Here is a 16,042-nt window from a genome sequence, read left to right as displayed (position 1 = left end):
TCCGGACGGGTGAGACAATCGAAGGGCAAATTCTGCCATGCTGCCGGTCATATACAAGGGATTGCCAGAAAAATCAGTGCGTAACGTATAAGGCTGCCCCCTGTCTGTCTACAGGGGCGCCGTTGGTCAGCGTAGCTGATCGAGCCTGCCCAGAAACTCCGCCGGCCCCATAAAACCGGTGACCCGCTGCCCTGTCAGCTCCTTGCCCTCGCGGTCGAAGAAGATGAGGGTCGGCAGCCCCAGCACATTGAGGCTGTTGAGCAGCTCGACATCGGCATCGTCGTTGGCGGTAACATCCGCCTGCAGCAGAACCATCTGGCCGAAGCGCTCCCGCACCGCCGGGTCGCTGAAGGTCTTGTGCTCGAACTCCTTGCAGGCGACGCACCAGTCGGCGTAGAGGTCGAGCAGCACCGGCTTACCGCGGGCGGCGGCCAGCTGCACCTTGAGATCATCCAGCGTCTTGACGCGGATAAACCGCGGCGCCGTTTGACCGGCATCCGCCGTGACGGCAGCTGGGGGGGCCGGTTGCAGCAGATCCTTGCCCACCACCACGGCGCTGATCATCGCCAGCAACAGCACGAAGCCGCGCACGCTTTTAGCCACCGAGTGGGGCTGGTGCTGGTTGTGGTGATAGAGATAGCCGCACAGCAGCAGCCCCCAGCCGAGCCAGGCGAGGGTAGTAACTTGATCGCTCCAGAGCCGTGACAGCAGCAGGATCGGCACCGCCAGCAGGGCAAAACCAAACAGCTGCTTGATCACATCCATCCAGGCGCCCGCCTTGGGCAGCAGCTTGCCACCCGAGGTGCCGAGCAGCAGCAGCGGCAGGCCCATCCCCAGTGACAGCGCATAGAGCGCCGCCCCGCCGAGCCAGAGATCGCCGCTCTGGGCTACGTAGATCAGCGCCCCCGAGAGCGGCGCCGTGGTGCAGGGGGAGCAGACCAGCCCGGAGATCATCCCCATGATGGCGACCCCGACTACCGATCCGCCCTGCTGGCGGTTGGAGAGACCGGAGAGCCGGGTTTGCAAACTGCTCGGCAGTTGCAGGGTGTAGAGTCCGAACATGGAGAGGGCCAGCAGCACGAACATCACCGATAGACCGACCAGCACATAGGGGTGTTGCAGCGCCGCTTGGAATTTCAGACCTGCCGAGGCCACTACCAGCCCCAGCAGGGTGTAGGTGACCGCCATCCCCTGCACATAGACCAGAGAGAGCAGGAAGGCGCGACCGGTAGAGAGGTGATGGCCGGCACCGGCGATGATGCCGGTCAGGATTGGGTACATGGGGAAGACGCAGGGGGTGAAGGCGAGCCCCAATCCCAGGGCGAAGAAGGCGACGATGCTGAGCCAGAATCCCTGATGGCCGAGGGCGGCGGCCAGCTGATCCTGCTGGCTAACCGGTGCGACACTTTGTGCCGTATCAGCAGTGGACGCTGTGGTTGCCGTGACCAGCGGGGCCACATCGATCAGCTTGTCGGTCGGCGGATAGCAGAGGCCGTCGGTACAGCCCTGATAGCGCACCCGCAGGGTGGCATTTTCCCCCACCTCCTTTAGCGGCACCACGATGCTCACCTGCTGGTAGTAGACCCGGGTCTTGCCGAAGAAGTCATCCTCGTGCTCGGTGCCTTCCGGCAGGGTCGGCTCGCTGAAGGTGAGGTTGTTCCCCTTGAAGCGCAGGCTATGGCGATAGAGGTAGTAGTCGTCGGCGATGTGGAGGGTTAGCAGCAGCTGATCGCCACGCTGTTCGCTCTCGATCTGAAAGGCCTCATCGACCTGTAAAAATTTGGGTTTGGCGTTGGCTTCAATGCCCAGCGAGCTGAGCAGATCGGCGCCGCTGGCGTGGGCTGGGGAGCTGCCCACCGCTGTCATCAGCAGGGCGCAGAGCAGCAGCAGGGGAGAGAGCAAGCGGTTGAACGTCATGAGGTCTCCCCATTGAGCCAGTCGAGATAGGCGGGTAGTCCGGCACTTACCGGCAGGACCAGCAGCTCGGGCACCTCATAAGGGTGATTGGCTTGAATACATGCCTGCAGCTCGGCAAAGCGCGATTGGCGGGATTTGATGATGAGCTGGATCTCGGTGGCGCGCTCCACCTTGCCTTGCCAACGATAGACGGAGGTGACGCCCGGTAGTTGATTGATGCAGGCGGCCAACCGCTGGTTCAGCAGCTGCTCGCAGAGAAGGTCGGCACTGGTTTGATCTGGGCAGGTGCAGAGCACCACAATGGCGTCGGTCATAAAGCGGATCTTCACCTCGTTGGGGTAAACCGGGCAGGCGCCCTTGCCGTGTCATCCTTTTCTGCGGATGAAGGTGAAAAAAGCGCCTGAAAATCAGCGGCTACTATACCCCAGAGCCGCTTCAAATAGCATCTGTAGCCATTTGTGAGCCAGCGCTAAAAATTTGTGGGGGGCATGAGATAGACGCTGTCATGGGGACAGGGCAGAATGAGCGGGCTTGTTCCCAATTGACGTAAGGAAATGTATGACCCAACAGAATGAGCAGCAGAGAAACCGCATGTTGAGCCTGCTGCGCGAAGGTGAGCGCCGCATGTTGGTTCAATTGGCCGGGCTGCTGCGCACGACCGCCGATGAAATCAATGCCGAGCTGGAGAAAGAGGAGCTGATGGCCACCCTGGAGCAGCCCATTACAGTGGAGTATCTCAACGGCGTGGTGCAGCACCATCTGTTCGAGCGCAAACACAAGGGAGATATGGCGGTTGCCCAGCAGATCCTGAGCGATTATCAGAGCGAGCTGGAAGCGCTGCAGGCCGCCCAGGCCCAGCCTGAAGAGGCTGCCGCTGCCGACGAGAGCGGCGAAGAGCTCAAAGCCCAGGCTTGAGCGACGGGCAGGCCTGAATCCTTACCTCTGAATCAGCCGGCCTGCCAGCGCTGATCCCTGTTGCGGCCCCATCATGTCTGCCATGATGGGGCCGTGTCGTTTCTTCAGTTGCCTTCCCTTGTTGCCCTTCACTTCTCGGTTTCAATCCAACTGATTCGTGCCTTAGCGCGCCTCTTGTGGCATGCCGTGCGACACTTCGCGGGGGATGGGGAACACCTTGTCATAGCCCCAGTTGTAGACGAAGGCATAGATCAGGTAGAAGACGACGAAGCCCAGATCCAGCACCAGCGCCTCCAGCATGCTGACGCTCAGCCACCAGGACATGACCGGCAGCGCGACGATCAGCAGACCGCCCTCAAAGCCGAAGGTATGCAGCACCCGTTGCCACAGGGTCTTGTTGGTATGGCCCTGATATTTCAGCAGCAGCTTGTCGACCCCGATGTTGTAGATGTAGTTCCAGACGGTGGCCAGCACCGAGAAGAACAGTGCCAGCGGGCCCATATGGTTGAGCCCGACCCCGGTAACCCAGCTGGCCAGCGGGGCGGCAATCAGCAGGCCAATAAATTCAAAGCCAATGGCATGGCGCAGGCGATCGTTACGGGTACGCATAAGTCACTCTCTCAATCAGATTTATTCACGGATTGCTGGTTAATCTATAGATCTTTAGCGATAGATTCATGTTGGTATCCATCGCTAAAATAGATGGATGAGAGAGCTTGCCGGAGGGCCATAAGATGACGCCATCACTGGAACAACTGAGGATCTTGCTGGCGGCCGCCGAAACCGGCTCGTTTTCCGCTGCCGCCCGCAAGCTGGGCAAGGCGCAGTCGGTGGTGAGCAGCGCCATCGCCAATCTGGAGATCGATCTGGCGCTCACCCTGTTTGACCGCAGCGGCCGCTATCCGCAGCTGACGGAGGCGGGGGCCCGCATGGTGCAGGAGGCGGGGATCCTGCTGGCGCAGAGTGAACGATTGCAATCCATTGCCGGGGAGCTGGCGGCCGGGGTGGAGACTCGGCTCACTCTGGCCATCGATGATGACTCTCACCTCCCCTGGCTCGGCACCCTGTTGGAGGAGTTCGCCACTCGCTACCCGACCGTGGAGCTGGAGTTGCTCTTCCCGCTGATGGAGGATGTGACCGAGATGCTGGTGACCGGCCGGGCCCAGCTCGGCATCAGCTATCAGAAGGTTCATCCCCAGCGGGAGATTGTCGCCCATTCGCTGGGGGAGGTGACCATGCCGCTGGTGGTGTCACCGGATCATCCGCTGGCCCGCAAGCAGCCGCTGCGGGAGGTCGATCTGCAGGGGGCACGTCAGCTGATGGTCACCGGCCGACGGGAAGGGAGCGAGCGTCAGCGTTTTCGCATCTCGGCTCAGGTGTGGTGGGTCGAGGGGGATCTCGGGGTGCTGGAACTGGTCAAGCGGGGTCTTGGCTGGTCCGCCATTCCGGAATTTCTGCTGCATCAACCGCTGAAGCGGGGTGAAGTGGTGGTGCTGGAGCCGGACTTTATCGCCAGCCACGCGCTGGCGCTGGAGTTGCAGTGGCATCGCGCCCGCCCGCTGGGGCAGGCGGGGCGCTGGCTGAAGGAGGCACTGCTGGCGCGGGTGCCTCGCTAGCCGACCTTACTCGGTCAGGGCGTAAGGCAGGGGTTGCAGGGTGAGGCGGGAGCCTTCGTCCTGCTTGAGGCGGAATTGGGCGTCAGCCTCGGTATCTTTTGGCAGCACGGCGGTGAGCCACACCTGCCCGGCCTGTTGCCAGGCGTTGAGCACCATGCCGCTGCGGCGCCAGTTGTCACCCAGTTGCAGCTCTAGGGTATCGCCCGCATTGACCGGCTCACTGGCACTGCCCGCCAGCAGGAACAGGGCGCGGTTGTTGGCGCCGCGATATTTGGCGCGGGCCACCGTCTCCTGCCCCATGTAGCAGCCCTTGTTGAAGCTGATACCGTCCAGCGCCTGCAGGTTGAGCATCTGCGGGATGAACTCCCCCTGATGCACAGCTTCCATGTGCGGCAGACCCGCCTTGATCTCGAGCCCCCACCAGAGTGACTCGTCACCTTGCGGCAGGGCGTCAGCTTGTTGATTGCTCACCAGCAGCCAGCGATCCTGTTCAATCTTCACCACCATGCCGCCGTCGATAAGACCGCTCTGCAGAAGGCCAAACTGCTCGGCGATCCACGCATCGCTGCCCGTACCGGCGATCCCGGTGGCGTGGCGTTCGTCTGCGGCGATCTCGACCTTGGAGAAGACGGCAAATTTCTTCAGCTCCGGCAACTGACGTTCCAACACTGAAGGGCTGGTCAGCAGCAGCAGGCTGTCGTCGAGGCAGAGCAGGCGGAAATTGCTCCACAGCTTGCCCTTGGGATCACAGTGGCCACCCGGGGTCTGTTGCCCCAGTTGCAGGGCGTTGACATCACAGGTGACCTGACCTTGCAGATATTTGACGCGATCCTGGCCGCTGATACGGGTGATGGCCAGCTTGGTCAGGGAGAAGCGGGTCGGCTCGGCAGGAAAAACAGGTGGTTGCAGGCTCACGATGGTATTCCAGAGAGAAAGTATGTGAGCTGCATGGTAAAGACGTAACTAATGTTTGTCAGCCGGAAAATCCAGCTGGTACCATCCCCAGGTCTTTGTAAGGAGAGTGCCATGTTGAGCCCAGTTGAAAAATCCCGCCTGAAGTGGGCCTGCCGTCGCGGTATGCTCGAGCTGGATGTGATCTTTATGCCCTTTTTCGAACACGAGTTCGACTCCCTGAGCGAAGCCGATCAGCAGACCTTTATCCGCCTGCTGGCGAGCGACGATCCGGATCTGTTCAAATGGTGCATGGGTCATGGTGTCCCTGCCGATCCCGCATTTGCCGCCATGATCCCGATGATCCTGGAGCGCAATCAGGCGCGCCACGACCGCCAGGGGTAATACCGTGGAGCGGGTGATCATGACGGTTCACCCCTCCCGCCATCAGCAATGTTTGCTGGTGGCCCTCTTTTTGTTGCTGCTTTGGCCGGTGGCTGGCCTGATTGCCGGTTGGCAGTGGGCGCTGTTGCTGCCCGTCTGGCTGGCGGCGCTCTGGTTGAGCTGGCGCTCCCTTGCCGCGCCCCCGTTCGAGCTTGTCTGGGATGGCCAGTGGCTGCAGTGGCAAGGTCGTCGCTATCAGCTCGACAAGAAAAGCCGCATTCTGCCCGGCGTGCTCAGGCTGGTGCTTTGTCCCGAGCAGCAAGAGAGTGGAGCTGTGTCGCCACGGCAACTCTGGCTCTTCTCCGACGCCCTTCCCCCCGAACATTATCGCCTGCTGGCGCGAGCCATCCACTTTCTGCCGTCTCGGCGCTGACGCCTGCTTTCCGTGATGACCATGTGCTGATTTATCGCGATGATCCGCTGCCATGTGGCTGGCGGCACTCTTTTTGTGGTTGAAAAGCGGTTGAAAACAAGTGACCCCGCCGGGGCGGGGTCACTTGTTGCTGCAACGCTTTATGGGAAGGGGATTAATCCCGCTCCGGGGTCAGTACGGTCGGCTTGGAGTCCGGCAGCATATCCGGATGATCCAGGTTGTAGTGCAGGCCGCGCGACTCCTTGCGCTGCAGGGCGCAGTTGACGATAAGTTCGGCCACCTGCAGCAGGTTGCGCAGCTCCAGCAGGTTGTTGGAGACGCGGAAGTTGGCGTAGTACTCCTGCACCTCCTGCTTGAGCAGGTCGATGCGGCGCTTGGCGCGGGCCAGACGTTTGTTGGTACGCACTATCCCCACGTAGTCCCACATCATCAACCGCAGTTCGTGCCAGTTGTGCTGGATCACCACCAGTTCGTCAGAATCTTCCACCTTGCTCTCGTCCCACACCGGCAGGCGTGGCGGCTCCACGCTCATCGGCAGCTTGGCCAGAATGTCGGCCCCCGCCTGATGGGCATAAACCACGCATTCCAGCAGGGAGTTGGAGGCCATGCGGTTGGCGCCGTGCAGACCGGTGTAGGTCACTTCACCGATGGCATAGAGGCCGGGGATATCGGTCTGGCCGTTGTTGTCGATCATCACGCCGCCACAGGTGTAGTGGGCGGCCGGCACGATGGGCATCGGCTCCTTGGTGATGTCGATGCCGACCGCGAGGCAGCGCTCATAAATGGTCGGAAAGTGCTTGATGATGAAGTCGGCCGGTTTGTGGCTGATGTCCAGATACATGCAGTCGGCGCCGAGTCGCTTCATTTCGTGGTCGATGGCGCGGGCGACGATATCGCGCGGTGCCAGCTCGGCCCGCTCGTCAAACTCCGGCATAAAGCGGCTGCCGTCCGGGCGGCGCAGATAGGCCCCCTCGCCACGCAGCGCTTCGGTCAGCAGGAAGTTGGGATCATCGGGGTGGAACAGGCTGGTGGGATGGAACTGGTTGAACTCCAGGTTCGCCACCCGGCAACCGGCCCGCCATGCCATGGCGATGCCATCGCCAGAGCTCACATCCGGGTTGGAAGTGTACTGGTAGACCTTGGAGGCGCCACCGGTGGCCAGCGCCACGAAACGGGCACGGATCACCTCGACCTGCTCGGCGTTGCGGTTCCAGACGTAGGCCCCCAGCACCTTGTTGCCTGGCAGGTTGAGCTTGCGGGTGGTGATGAGGTCGACCGCGTTGAAGCGCTCCATCAGCTGGATATTGGGGTGGGCGCGCACCTGATCGATCAGGGTCAGTTGCACCGCCTTGCCGGTGGCGTCGGCCGCGTGGAAGATGCGGCGATGGCTGTGGCCCCCTTCCCGGGTGAGGTGGTACTGGGATTCACCGTCGGCGTTCTCCTCCTGATCGAAGGGGACCCCTTGCTGAATGAGCCACTGGATGGACTCGCGGGCGTGGCGAGCGGTGAACTCGACCACTGCCGGGTCACACAACCCTGCGCCCGCGTTGAGCGTGTCGCTCACGTGGGATTCGATGCTGTCGGTTTCGTCGAAAACGGCAGCGATGCCTCCTTGCGCATAGAAAGTGGCCCCTTCACTGATGGGCCCCTTGCTCAGAACCAGGACTTTGGCGTGGTCTGCCAATCGCAACGCGAGGGACAAACCAGCGGCACCGCTGCCAATGATCAGTACATCGCAAAGGTATTCAACACTTGCTTTCATAAGTATCATTGGCCTGGATTAAGAACTGGCACCATGGTAGCCCAAGCGAGGGCGAGGATGCAGCCTGCATCACATTTTTTTCAATTGAAGCGAACTTTCTCTGATTCTCCCTGTCTGAACTTGTGCGCTTAGGAAGGGCCGGAAAAGAAAAACGATAACCTGATGGGGGTTTTACGGCTCTGATGAGCGACCAGAATCTACTGGACGAACAGCTGGTTGAACGGGTCCAGCGCGGCGATAAAGCAGCTTTCAACCTGTTGGTAAAAAAATACCAGCATAAGGTGGTCAACCTGGTTGCCAGGTATGTCAACAATCCCGGTGATGTGCCCGATGTGGCGCAAGAGGCCTTTATAAAAGCCTACCGTGCATTGCCGACATTCCGTGGCGAAAGTGCTTTTTACACCTGGTTGTACCGAATTGCCGTGAACACGGCGAAGAATTATCTCACCTCCCAGGGGCGCAGGCCGCCCAGCAGTGATGTGGAGGCTGACGAAGCGGAGTCTTATGGTGGTGGTGAAGCCTTGCAAGAGGTCTCAACCCCCGAAAACCTGGCGCTGACTGACGAGATCAAACGCACCGTGTTTTCAGCCATAGAGGCATTGCCGGAAGACCTGAGGACAGCTATCACCCTTCGCGAACTGGAAGGGCTGAGCTACGAAGAGATTGCCGAAATCATGGATTGCCCAGTGGGTACGGTCAGATCCCGTATCTTCCGGGCGAGGGAAGCAATCGATAAAAAGCTGCAACCTCTGATCGAGAATTAACTGGGGAAAGACGGGTTAACTTATGGCAAATAAAGAGCAAATCTCTGCCCTGATGGATGGTGACCTGAGTGACGCAGAGGTACTGAACGAGCTGGAGATGGACTCCGACTTGCAAGATACCTGGGGTCGTTACCACCTGATCGGCGATGCCATGCGGGGTGACCTGCCGGTCAATCTGCAATTGGATCTCAGTGACAGCATCATGGCTGCGCTGGAGGATGAGCCCACCATACTGGCACCCAAGCCGGTCGAGACGGCTCCCGTGCTGCAACCTGCCGTTGCGCCGGTCAAGACAGATGCCAATGTGGTTCCGTTGTTCCGCCGTGTCGGTCAGCAACTGGGTCAATATGCCATTGCGGCATCTGTGGCCGCTGCCGTTATCTTCGGGGTGCAGCAGTATCAGGGACAGGATGGCGTTCCGGCCAATCCGGTGCTCAATACCATTCCAATCGGTGGCAGTGCTGCACCTGTGAGTGTTCACTATCCGCAACAGGATGGCGCCCGTGCCCGTCAGCAAGGGCTGACCGAACAGCAGATGCAGGAGCAGCGGGAGCGGATCAATGCCTTCCTGCGTGACCACCAGTTGCAGCAGCGCCTGTTGCAAGACAGACAGATCCAACAATAACGAATTGTCAGGGATACAAACGTGCGCCAGTCCAGCCGTATTTTGCTGGCCTCTCTCCTGCTGATTAGTGCCAAGGCCTCGGCCGACGATAAGTCGGCCGAGGCCTTGTTGCAGCAGATGCAGAGTGCCGTGCAGCAACAGAATTTCGAGTTGTCCATGGTCAAGGCCCGTCAGGGGCGTCTTGAACCGATCCGGATCAGCCATGCCGTCATCAACGGCAAGGAAGTTGCCCACCTCAGTTACCTCGACGGCAAGGCGATCGAGTATCTCCAGCGCCAGAACGAATACACCTTCTTTGAAAACAGCCACGATCCCTACACCCTGAAGGATGCCCGCTTCCCCGGCATCTGGTCGACCCTGGTGAAGATGCCGCTGGCGCAGGTGCTGGAGAGCTATGATCCTGTGCTGGCCGGTCGCAGCCGGGTTGCCGGTGTGGTGGCGCAGGTGGTGAGGCTGGTGCCTAAAGAGGCCGATAAATATGGTTTCGTGCTCTGGATTGACGAGCAGAGCCACTTGCTGCTGCGGATCGACATGGTAGAGCGGGAAGGCAATCTGGTGGAGCAGGTACTCGGTGTCGAGCTGGATCTGCAGAGCAAACCGGCCCCCTGGCTGGTGAAGCTGGCCAACAGCAAACAGCCTCCGGCGCTGGCGCTGGAGGATGCCTATCCGGCGCCGCAACAGCAGTTGAACTGGCAGATCACCTGGTTGCCCGATGGCTTCAAGGTGCTGTCGCAAGACCGGCACCAGCTGGTGACCACCAGTATGCCGGTGGATTACATGATGCTCTCCGACGGGCTGGTGGATCTCTCGGTCTACGTCTCCCGGGTCGATCCCAAGCAGGCGGTGCGCCAGCAGCTGATCCGCCAGGGGGCGACCTCGCTGGTGAGCTATGTCAACGAGGTGGGGGTCGAGATCACCGTGGTCGGCGAGGTGCCTGCCGAAACCGCCAAGCGCATCGCCGAGTCGGTCCAGCCGCTGGCCCGCAACGAAGCGGTGCAGTAACGGGGGATGCGGGGTTGTCCCCCGCTTGCCGAGCGTGGCGAGTCGTGGTCAGATCCCCTGATTGTGTGAACCCGAGGTGTTGCCGTGAATGAGATGAGTGAAGAGCTGGCGACCGTGGTGGCCATTGAGGGTGACCATGCCTGGGTGGAGTGCGAGCGTCGCTCCGCCTGCAGTGGTTGTCAGCAGCAATCCAGTTGCGGTACCGGCACCGTGGCCAAGGCGTTTCCCCTGAAAGCTCCCCGCTTGCGAGTCAGGCTGACCGCCGAGGTGCGGGTTGGCCAGCAAGTGAGGCTCGGTATCCCGCAGGAGAGTCTGCTGCGCGGGGCTGCGCTGGTCTATGTGCTGCCGCTTTTCTGTCTGTTGGCCGGCGCCTTGCTGGGGCAGCTCTGGCTGGCGCCGCTGCTCTCGGGCGGGGAGGGGATTACCATTCTCTGCTGCCTGCTGGGGGGCATGCTGGGCTTTTTACTGGTTCGTTACTTTTCCAACCGCCTGGATCAGGGGCGCTACGGCCCGCAGATGCTCGGCGTGGTCGTCCCTGTCCGCATCCTCCCCTGACTGAACAGGCGCTATTTCACTGGCGCTGGCGACTAAAGAATGGCCGTCAGCCGGGTTATCCAGTAAAATCGCGCCTCCATAACTGACCTTAACTAATTTTGAGTGACTCTTGCTCGATGAAACACATTCGTAACTTTTCGATTATTGCGCACATCGACCACGGTAAATCGACCCTGTCGGACCGTCTGATCCAGACTTGCGGTGGCTTGTCCGACCGCGAGATGCAGGCTCAGGTGCTTGACTCCATGGATCTGGAGCGCGAGCGCGGCATTACCATCAAAGCACAGAGTGTGACCCTGAACTACCAGGCACAAGACGGTAACACCTACCAGCTGAACTTTATCGACACCCCGGGCCACGTGGATTTCTCCTACGAGGTCTCCCGCTCTTTGGCGGCCTGTGAAGGGGCGCTGCTGGTGGTGGATGCCGGCCAGGGGGTTGAGGCACAGACTCTGGCCAACTGCTATACCGCCATGGAAATGGATCTGGAAGTGGTGCCGGTGCTGAACAAGATTGACCTGCCGGCCGCAGAACCCGAGCGGGTTGCCGAGGAGATCGAAGACATCGTCGGTATCGACGCGGTCGATGCGGTGCGCTGCTCCGCCAAGACTGGTCTGGGTGTTGATCTGGTGCTGGAAGAGATCGTCGCCAAGATCCCGGCGCCGGAAGGTGACCCGGATGCCCCGCTGCAGGCGCTGATCATCGACTCCTGGTTCGACTCCTATCTGGGCGTTGTCTCTTTGGTGCGGATCAAGAACGGTTCCCTGAAGAAGAACGACAAGATCAAGGTGATGAGCACCGGTCAGGTGTGGGGTGTCGATCGTATCGGTATCTTCACACCCAAGCAGGTGGATACTCAGGGTCTGGGTTGCGGCGAGGTAGGTTGGGTTGTCTGCGGTATCAAGGACATCCACGGCGCGCCGGTGGGCGATACCCTGACTCAGGCCAAGAACGGTGCCGACAAGGCGCTGGCTGGCTTCAAGAAGGTGAAGCCGCAGGTTTATGCGGGTCTGTTCCCCATCTCCAGCGATGACTACGAGTCGTTCCGTGACGCCCTCGACAAGCTCTCCCTGAACGATGCCTCCCTGTTCTTCGAACCGGAGAGCTCCACTGCGCTGGGCTTCGGCTTCCGTTGCGGCTTCCTCGGCATGCTGCACATGGAGATCATTCAGGAGCGTCTGGAGCGTGAATACGATCTGGATCTGATCACCACGGCGCCGACAGTAGTGTATGAGATCGAGCTGACCGACGGCTCCACCATCCATATCGACAGCCCGGCCCAGATGCCTGCCATCACCAGCATCAAGGAGATGCGCGAGCCGATCGCCGAGTGTCACATCCTGCTGCCGCAGGAGTACATGGGCAACGTGATCACCCTCTGTATCGAGAAGCGTGGCGTGCAGACCAACATGGTCTACCACGGCAAGCAGGTAGCACTGACCTATGAAATCCCGATGGCGGAAGTGGTGCTCGACTTCTTCGACCGTCTGAAATCCACCAGTCGCGGTTACGCCTCGCTGGACTACGGCTTCAAGCGTTTCGAAACCTCCGACATGGTCCGTCTGGATATCATGATCAACGGTGAGCGCGTCGATGCCCTGGCCATCATCACCCACAAAGACAACGCCCAGTATCGCGGTCGTCAGGTGGTGGAGAAGATGCGCGAGCTGATCCCGCGCCAGATGTTCGATATCGCCATTCAGGCGGCCATCGGCAACCAGATCATCGCGCGCAGCACCGTCAAGGCGTTGCGTAAAGACGTAACCGCCAAGTGTTACGGTGGTGACGTGAGTCGTAAGAAGAAACTGCTGAACAAGCAGAAAGAAGGTAAGAAGCGGATGAAGTCCCTCGGCCGTGTCGACGTGCCGCAGGAAGCCTTCCTCGCGATTCTCCACGTCGGAAAGGATTAATAGATGGCAAGCACGTTTTCCCTGATCCTGGTGGTGGTCTGCGCGATCACCGGTGTTATCTGGTGTCTGGACAAGATGATTTGGTCCAAGCAGCGCGCCGCCAAGATTGCCGTGGCTCGTGCCCATGGCGGTGCCCACCTGGATGAGAAGACCCTGGCCAAGGTGGCCCCTGTGCCGGTCTGGATTGAACAGACCGCCGGGGTCTTCCCGGTCATCACCTTTGTGCTGATCCTGCGTTCGTTCATTTTTGAACCGTTCCAGATCCCGTCAGGTTCCATGATGCCCACCCTGCTGGTGGGCGACTTCATCCTGGTGGAAAAATTTGCCTATGGTCTGCGGGATCCGGTGACCAACACCAAGTTCCTCGAGACTGGCGAGCCCAAGCGTGGCGACGTGGTGGTGTTCAAGTATCCCCTTGAACCGCGCGTTGACTACATCAAGCGGGTGGTCGGCATGCCGGGTGATCGGGTCATCTATCGCAACAAGGAGCTGATGATCCGGCCCAAGTGCGAAGAGCAGGAAGGGAAAACGTGCCCGGGCTTCAAGAAGCTCGACGTCAAGTTTGAACAAAGAGGCGAATTTACCCAGATGGGGATCCCCCTTGACCGCTATACCGAGCAGTTGGGTGATGTCTCCCACGAGACCCTGCGCAATCCGCTGATGCCCGACATGGTTGGCCGTTACTATCGCCAGCCCGGCACCTACCCCGACGAGTGGGTGGTACCGGAAGGCCAGTATTTCGTAATGGGCGACAACCGCGACAACAGCACCGACAGCCGCTTCTGGGGCTTTGTGCCCGAGCAGAATCTGGTCGGCAAGGCGGTCGCTATCTGGATAAGTTTTGAATTCGAGCGCGAAGAAGGCTCCCTGCTGCCAAGTTGGGTACCGACAGGTGTGCGCTTCAACCGCATTGGCGGAATCAAGTAAATGAATATCAAGATGAACAGACTGCAGTCCCGTCTCGGGCATGTCTTTGCGGATCTGGAACTGCTGACCCGGGCGCTGACTCACCGCAGCGCCGGTTCCCGTCACAATGAGCGACTGGAATTTCTGGGTGACTCGATTTTGAGTCTGGTGATTGCCGATGATCTGTTCCACCGCTTCCCGCAAGCGGCGGAAGGGGATCTCAGCCGGATGCGCGCCACCCTGGTGCGCGAGAAGACCCTGGCCGAACTGGGCCGGGAGTTTGACCTCGGGGATCACCTGATCCTGGGGCCCGGCGAACTCAAGAGCGGCGGTTTTCGCCGCGAATCCATTCTGGCCGACACGGTCGAGGCGGTGATCGGTGCCGTCTATCTGGATACCAATCTTGAGACGGTGCGGACACTGTTGCTGAGCTGGTATGCCAGCCGCCTGGAAGAGATCAAGCCGGGCATCGAGCAGAAAGATCCCAAGACCCGTCTGCAAGAAATTTTGCAGGGAAGCCGCAAATCCCTTCCGACCTACACTGTGACCAACGTCAAGGGCGAGGCCCACAACCAGGAGTTCACCGTCCAGTGTGACGTTGAAGGTCTGGATGGTCCCCTCGTCGGGGTCGGCACCAGCCGTCGCAAGGCCGAACAGGCCGCGGCGCAGCAAGCATTGGAAAAACTGTCATGACAGATACCACCTACTGCGGCTTTGTCGCCATCGTGGGCCGCCCGAATGTGGGCAAGTCCACCCTGCTCAACAAGCTGCTTGGCCAGAAGGTCAGCATCACCTCGAAGAAGCCCCAGACCACCCGTCACCGGATTTTGGGGATCGACACCGAGGATAACTACCAGACCATCTATGTCGACACCCCGGGTCTGCACATTGAAGAGAAACGGGCCATCAACCGCCTGATGAACCGTGCCGCCACCAGTTCGCTGGGTGATGTGGCCATGGTGGTGTTCATGGTCGACGGTACCCACTGGACCAAAGACGACGAGATGGTGCTGGGCAAGCTGCGCAATCTCAAGTGCCCCGTGGTACTGGCGGTCAACAAGATCGACAACGTCAAAGAGAAAGAAGATCTGCTGCCCCACCTCGAGTGGCTGGGCCAACAGATGAACTTCGCCCATATTCTGCCCATCAGTGCCGAAAAGGGCACCAACGTGGAGAAGATCCGCGAGTGGGCCAAGGATCTGCTGCCGGAAAACGTCCACTTCTTCCCGGAAGATTACGTGACCGACCGGTCCTCCCGCTTTATGGCCTCCGAAATCATCCGCGAGAAGCTGATGCGCTTCACCGGTGAGGAGCTGCCCTACTCGGTGACGGTGGAGATCGAGCGCTTCAAGGTGGAAGAGAACGGTCTCTACCACATCCACGGCCTCATTCTGGTCGAGCGCGATGGCCAGAAGAAGATGGTCATCGGTAACAAGGGCGAGAAGATCAAGACCATCGGCACCGAAGCGCGCCTCGATATGGAACGTCTGTTCCAGAACAAGGTGCACCTCGAGCTGTGGGTCAAGGTCAAGTCGGGCTGGGCTGATGATGAGCGCGCCCTGCGCAGCCTCGGGTATGGCGACGACTGATTGCTGACTCCGGCTTTCGTCATCCACAGTCGGCCCTATCGGGAGACCAGCCAGCTGGTCGAGGTCTTCACCCAGGATAGTGGCCGATTTACTCTGGTGGCTCGCGGTTCTCGCGGGCCACGCTCCCCTCTCAAGGGGCTGCTGCAACCCTTTACCCTGCTTACCATCGCCTGGCGCGGCAAGGGGGATCTCAAGAACCTCACCCAGGTCGAATGCCCGGATCACTCCCTGCGTCTCGGCGGCGATCGCCTCTTCTACGGCCTCTATCTCAACGAGCTGGTCTACTACCTGCTGGAAGCGCACACCCCGTTCCCCGAAGTGTTCGATGCCTATGCCCGTGCCATCATGGCGCTGGCCGACGGCGAGACGCCTGAGCTGCCGCTGCGCCGCTTCGAGTTCCTGCTGTTGCAGGCGCTCGGCTATGCGGTGGATTTCGAATACACGGCGGACGACGAGTCGCCCATCGAGCCGACCTTGCTCTATGGCTTCGAGCGTGAATTGGGCTTTGTTGCTTGCGAGCGGGCGCCGGATCCCCGTACCCTGTTTCTCGGTGCCCACCTGCTCGCCTTTGCCGAGGGACGTTTCGATTCCCCTCCCTTGCTGCAGGCGGCCAAACGTTTCAGCCGATTGGCGTTGCAACCCTATCTGGGCAAGCGCCAGCTAAAGAGCCGGGAGCTGTTTTTAAAACGCAAGGCCAGTATGCAAGGCTGACACAGATTACAGACATACGGATATTGGCGCGGTGTGATTCGCTGACCGCGCAGTCAACAGAT

The 16,042-nt window shown here is 60.2% G+C and carries 18 protein-coding genes; 13 read left to right on the top strand and 5 right to left on the bottom strand.

Features of this window, described 5'->3' with window-relative positions; translation table 11 throughout:
• Positions 1 to 126: 126 nt before the first annotated feature.
• Both I6L34_RS06555 and cutA read right to left on the bottom strand, forming a co-directional pair.
• Positions 127 to 1,917, bottom strand: coding sequence for a protein-disulfide reductase DsbD (locus I6L34_RS06555; RefSeq protein ID WP_058058538.1), 1,791 nt, complete (start codon positions 1,915 to 1,917; stop codon positions 127 to 129).
• Positions 1,914 to 2,231, bottom strand: a complete 318-nt coding sequence (gene cutA, locus I6L34_RS06550) for a divalent-cation tolerance protein CutA (RefSeq protein WP_058058539.1) — start codon at positions 2,229 to 2,231, stop codon at positions 1,914 to 1,916. Before cutA ends, I6L34_RS06555 begins: the two co-directional genes overlap by 4 nt.
• A 244-nt stretch (positions 2,232 to 2,475) precedes the next feature.
• On the opposite strand from cutA, the gene I6L34_RS06545 reads away from it, so the two are divergent.
• On the top strand, positions 2,476 to 2,832 hold the full coding sequence (locus tag I6L34_RS06545) for a hypothetical protein (protein ID WP_005362699.1): 357 nt from the start codon (positions 2,476 to 2,478) through the stop codon (positions 2,830 to 2,832).
• Positions 2,833 to 2,994: 162 nt separating this feature from the next.
• Here the strand turns inward: I6L34_RS06545 and I6L34_RS06540 are convergent, their stop codons facing one another.
• Positions 2,995 to 3,441, bottom strand: a complete 447-nt coding sequence (locus tag I6L34_RS06540; RefSeq protein WP_058058540.1) for a PACE efflux transporter — start codon at positions 3,439 to 3,441, stop codon at positions 2,995 to 2,997.
• Positions 3,442 to 3,566: 125 nt separating this feature from the next.
• On the opposite strand from I6L34_RS06540, the gene I6L34_RS06535 reads away from it, so the two are divergent.
• Complete coding sequence (locus I6L34_RS06535) at positions 3,567 to 4,448, top strand: LysR family transcriptional regulator (protein WP_005335421.1); 882 nt, start codon at positions 3,567 to 3,569, stop codon at positions 4,446 to 4,448.
• 6 nt (positions 4,449 to 4,454) lie between these two features.
• Here I6L34_RS06535 and ygfZ read toward each other — a convergent pair whose 3' ends face one another.
• A complete protein-coding gene (ygfZ, locus tag I6L34_RS06530) occupies positions 4,455 to 5,363 on the bottom strand; it encodes a tRNA-modifying protein YgfZ (protein ID WP_058058541.1) in 909 nt (302 codons plus the stop codon).
• 111 nt (positions 5,364 to 5,474) lie between these two features.
• Here ygfZ and I6L34_RS06525 point away from each other — a divergent pair, with 111 nt between their 5' ends.
• Positions 5,475 to 5,744, top strand: a complete 270-nt coding sequence (locus I6L34_RS06525) for a succinate dehydrogenase assembly factor 2 (protein ID WP_005335417.1) — start codon at positions 5,475 to 5,477, stop codon at positions 5,742 to 5,744.
• 19 nt (positions 5,745 to 5,763) lie between these two features.
• Positions 5,764 to 6,156, top strand: coding sequence for a protein YgfX (locus tag I6L34_RS06520; RefSeq protein WP_058058542.1), 393 nt, complete (start codon positions 5,764 to 5,766; stop codon positions 6,154 to 6,156).
• Positions 6,157 to 6,310: 154 nt separating this feature from the next.
• On the opposite strand, the gene nadB is transcribed toward I6L34_RS06520, so the two are convergent.
• On the bottom strand, positions 6,311 to 7,918 hold the full coding sequence (gene nadB, locus I6L34_RS06515) for an L-aspartate oxidase (protein WP_005335413.1): 1,608 nt from the start codon (positions 7,916 to 7,918) through the stop codon (positions 6,311 to 6,313).
• Positions 7,919 to 8,100: 182 nt separating this feature from the next.
• Between nadB and rpoE the strand changes: the two genes are divergently transcribed.
• The 9 genes from rpoE (at position 8,101) to recO (ending at position 15,980) form a co-directional block, all read left to right on the top strand.
• Positions 8,101 to 8,682 (top strand): RNA polymerase sigma factor RpoE, encoded by a 582-nt coding sequence (gene rpoE / locus I6L34_RS06510; protein ID WP_005335411.1) that lies wholly within the window; start codon positions 8,101 to 8,103, stop codon positions 8,680 to 8,682.
• A 22-nt stretch (positions 8,683 to 8,704) separates the two neighbouring features.
• Positions 8,705 to 9,307, top strand: coding sequence for an RseA family anti-sigma factor (locus tag I6L34_RS06505; RefSeq protein WP_042053918.1), 603 nt, complete (start codon positions 8,705 to 8,707; stop codon positions 9,305 to 9,307).
• 21 nt (positions 9,308 to 9,328) lie between these two features.
• Positions 9,329 to 10,309, top strand: a complete 981-nt coding sequence (locus I6L34_RS06500; protein ID WP_005335407.1) for a MucB/RseB C-terminal domain-containing protein — start codon at positions 9,329 to 9,331, stop codon at positions 10,307 to 10,309.
• Positions 10,310 to 10,402: 93 nt separating this feature from the next.
• A complete protein-coding gene (locus tag I6L34_RS06495) occupies positions 10,403 to 10,864 on the top strand; it encodes a SoxR reducing system RseC family protein (protein WP_042053919.1) in 462 nt (153 codons plus the stop codon).
• A gap of 116 nt (positions 10,865 to 10,980) precedes the next feature.
• Entirely contained in the window at positions 10,981 to 12,774 is a 1,794-nt protein-coding gene (lepA, locus tag I6L34_RS06490) for a translation elongation factor 4 (RefSeq protein WP_005335396.1), read from the top strand.
• Between the two features lie 3 nt (positions 12,775 to 12,777).
• Positions 12,778 to 13,701, top strand: a complete 924-nt coding sequence (lepB, locus tag I6L34_RS06485; protein ID WP_005335395.1) for a signal peptidase I — start codon at positions 12,778 to 12,780, stop codon at positions 13,699 to 13,701.
• Positions 13,702 to 14,373 carry a ribonuclease III gene (rnc, locus tag I6L34_RS06480; RefSeq protein WP_005335394.1) on the top strand — a complete coding sequence of 224 codons (672 nt, stop codon included), beginning with the start codon at positions 13,702 to 13,704 and terminating at the stop codon, positions 14,371 to 14,373.
• Positions 14,370 to 15,269 (top strand): GTPase Era, encoded by a 900-nt coding sequence (gene era / locus I6L34_RS06475; RefSeq protein ID WP_005335393.1) that lies wholly within the window; start codon positions 14,370 to 14,372, stop codon positions 15,267 to 15,269. Before rnc ends, era begins: the two co-directional genes overlap by 4 nt.
• A complete protein-coding gene (recO, locus tag I6L34_RS06470; RefSeq protein ID WP_058056975.1) occupies positions 15,270 to 15,980 on the top strand; it encodes a DNA repair protein RecO in 711 nt (236 codons plus the stop codon).
• The last annotated feature ends 62 nt before the right edge of the window (positions 15,981 to 16,042 follow it).

It is taken from the genome of Aeromonas sp. FDAARGOS 1404 (assembly GCF_019047085.1).
Classification (GTDB): Bacteria; Pseudomonadota; Gammaproteobacteria; order Enterobacterales; family Aeromonadaceae; genus Aeromonas; species Aeromonas veronii.
The sequence above is the reverse complement of the archived record's forward strand: the minus strand, read 5'-3'. Positions and strand labels throughout refer to the sequence as shown.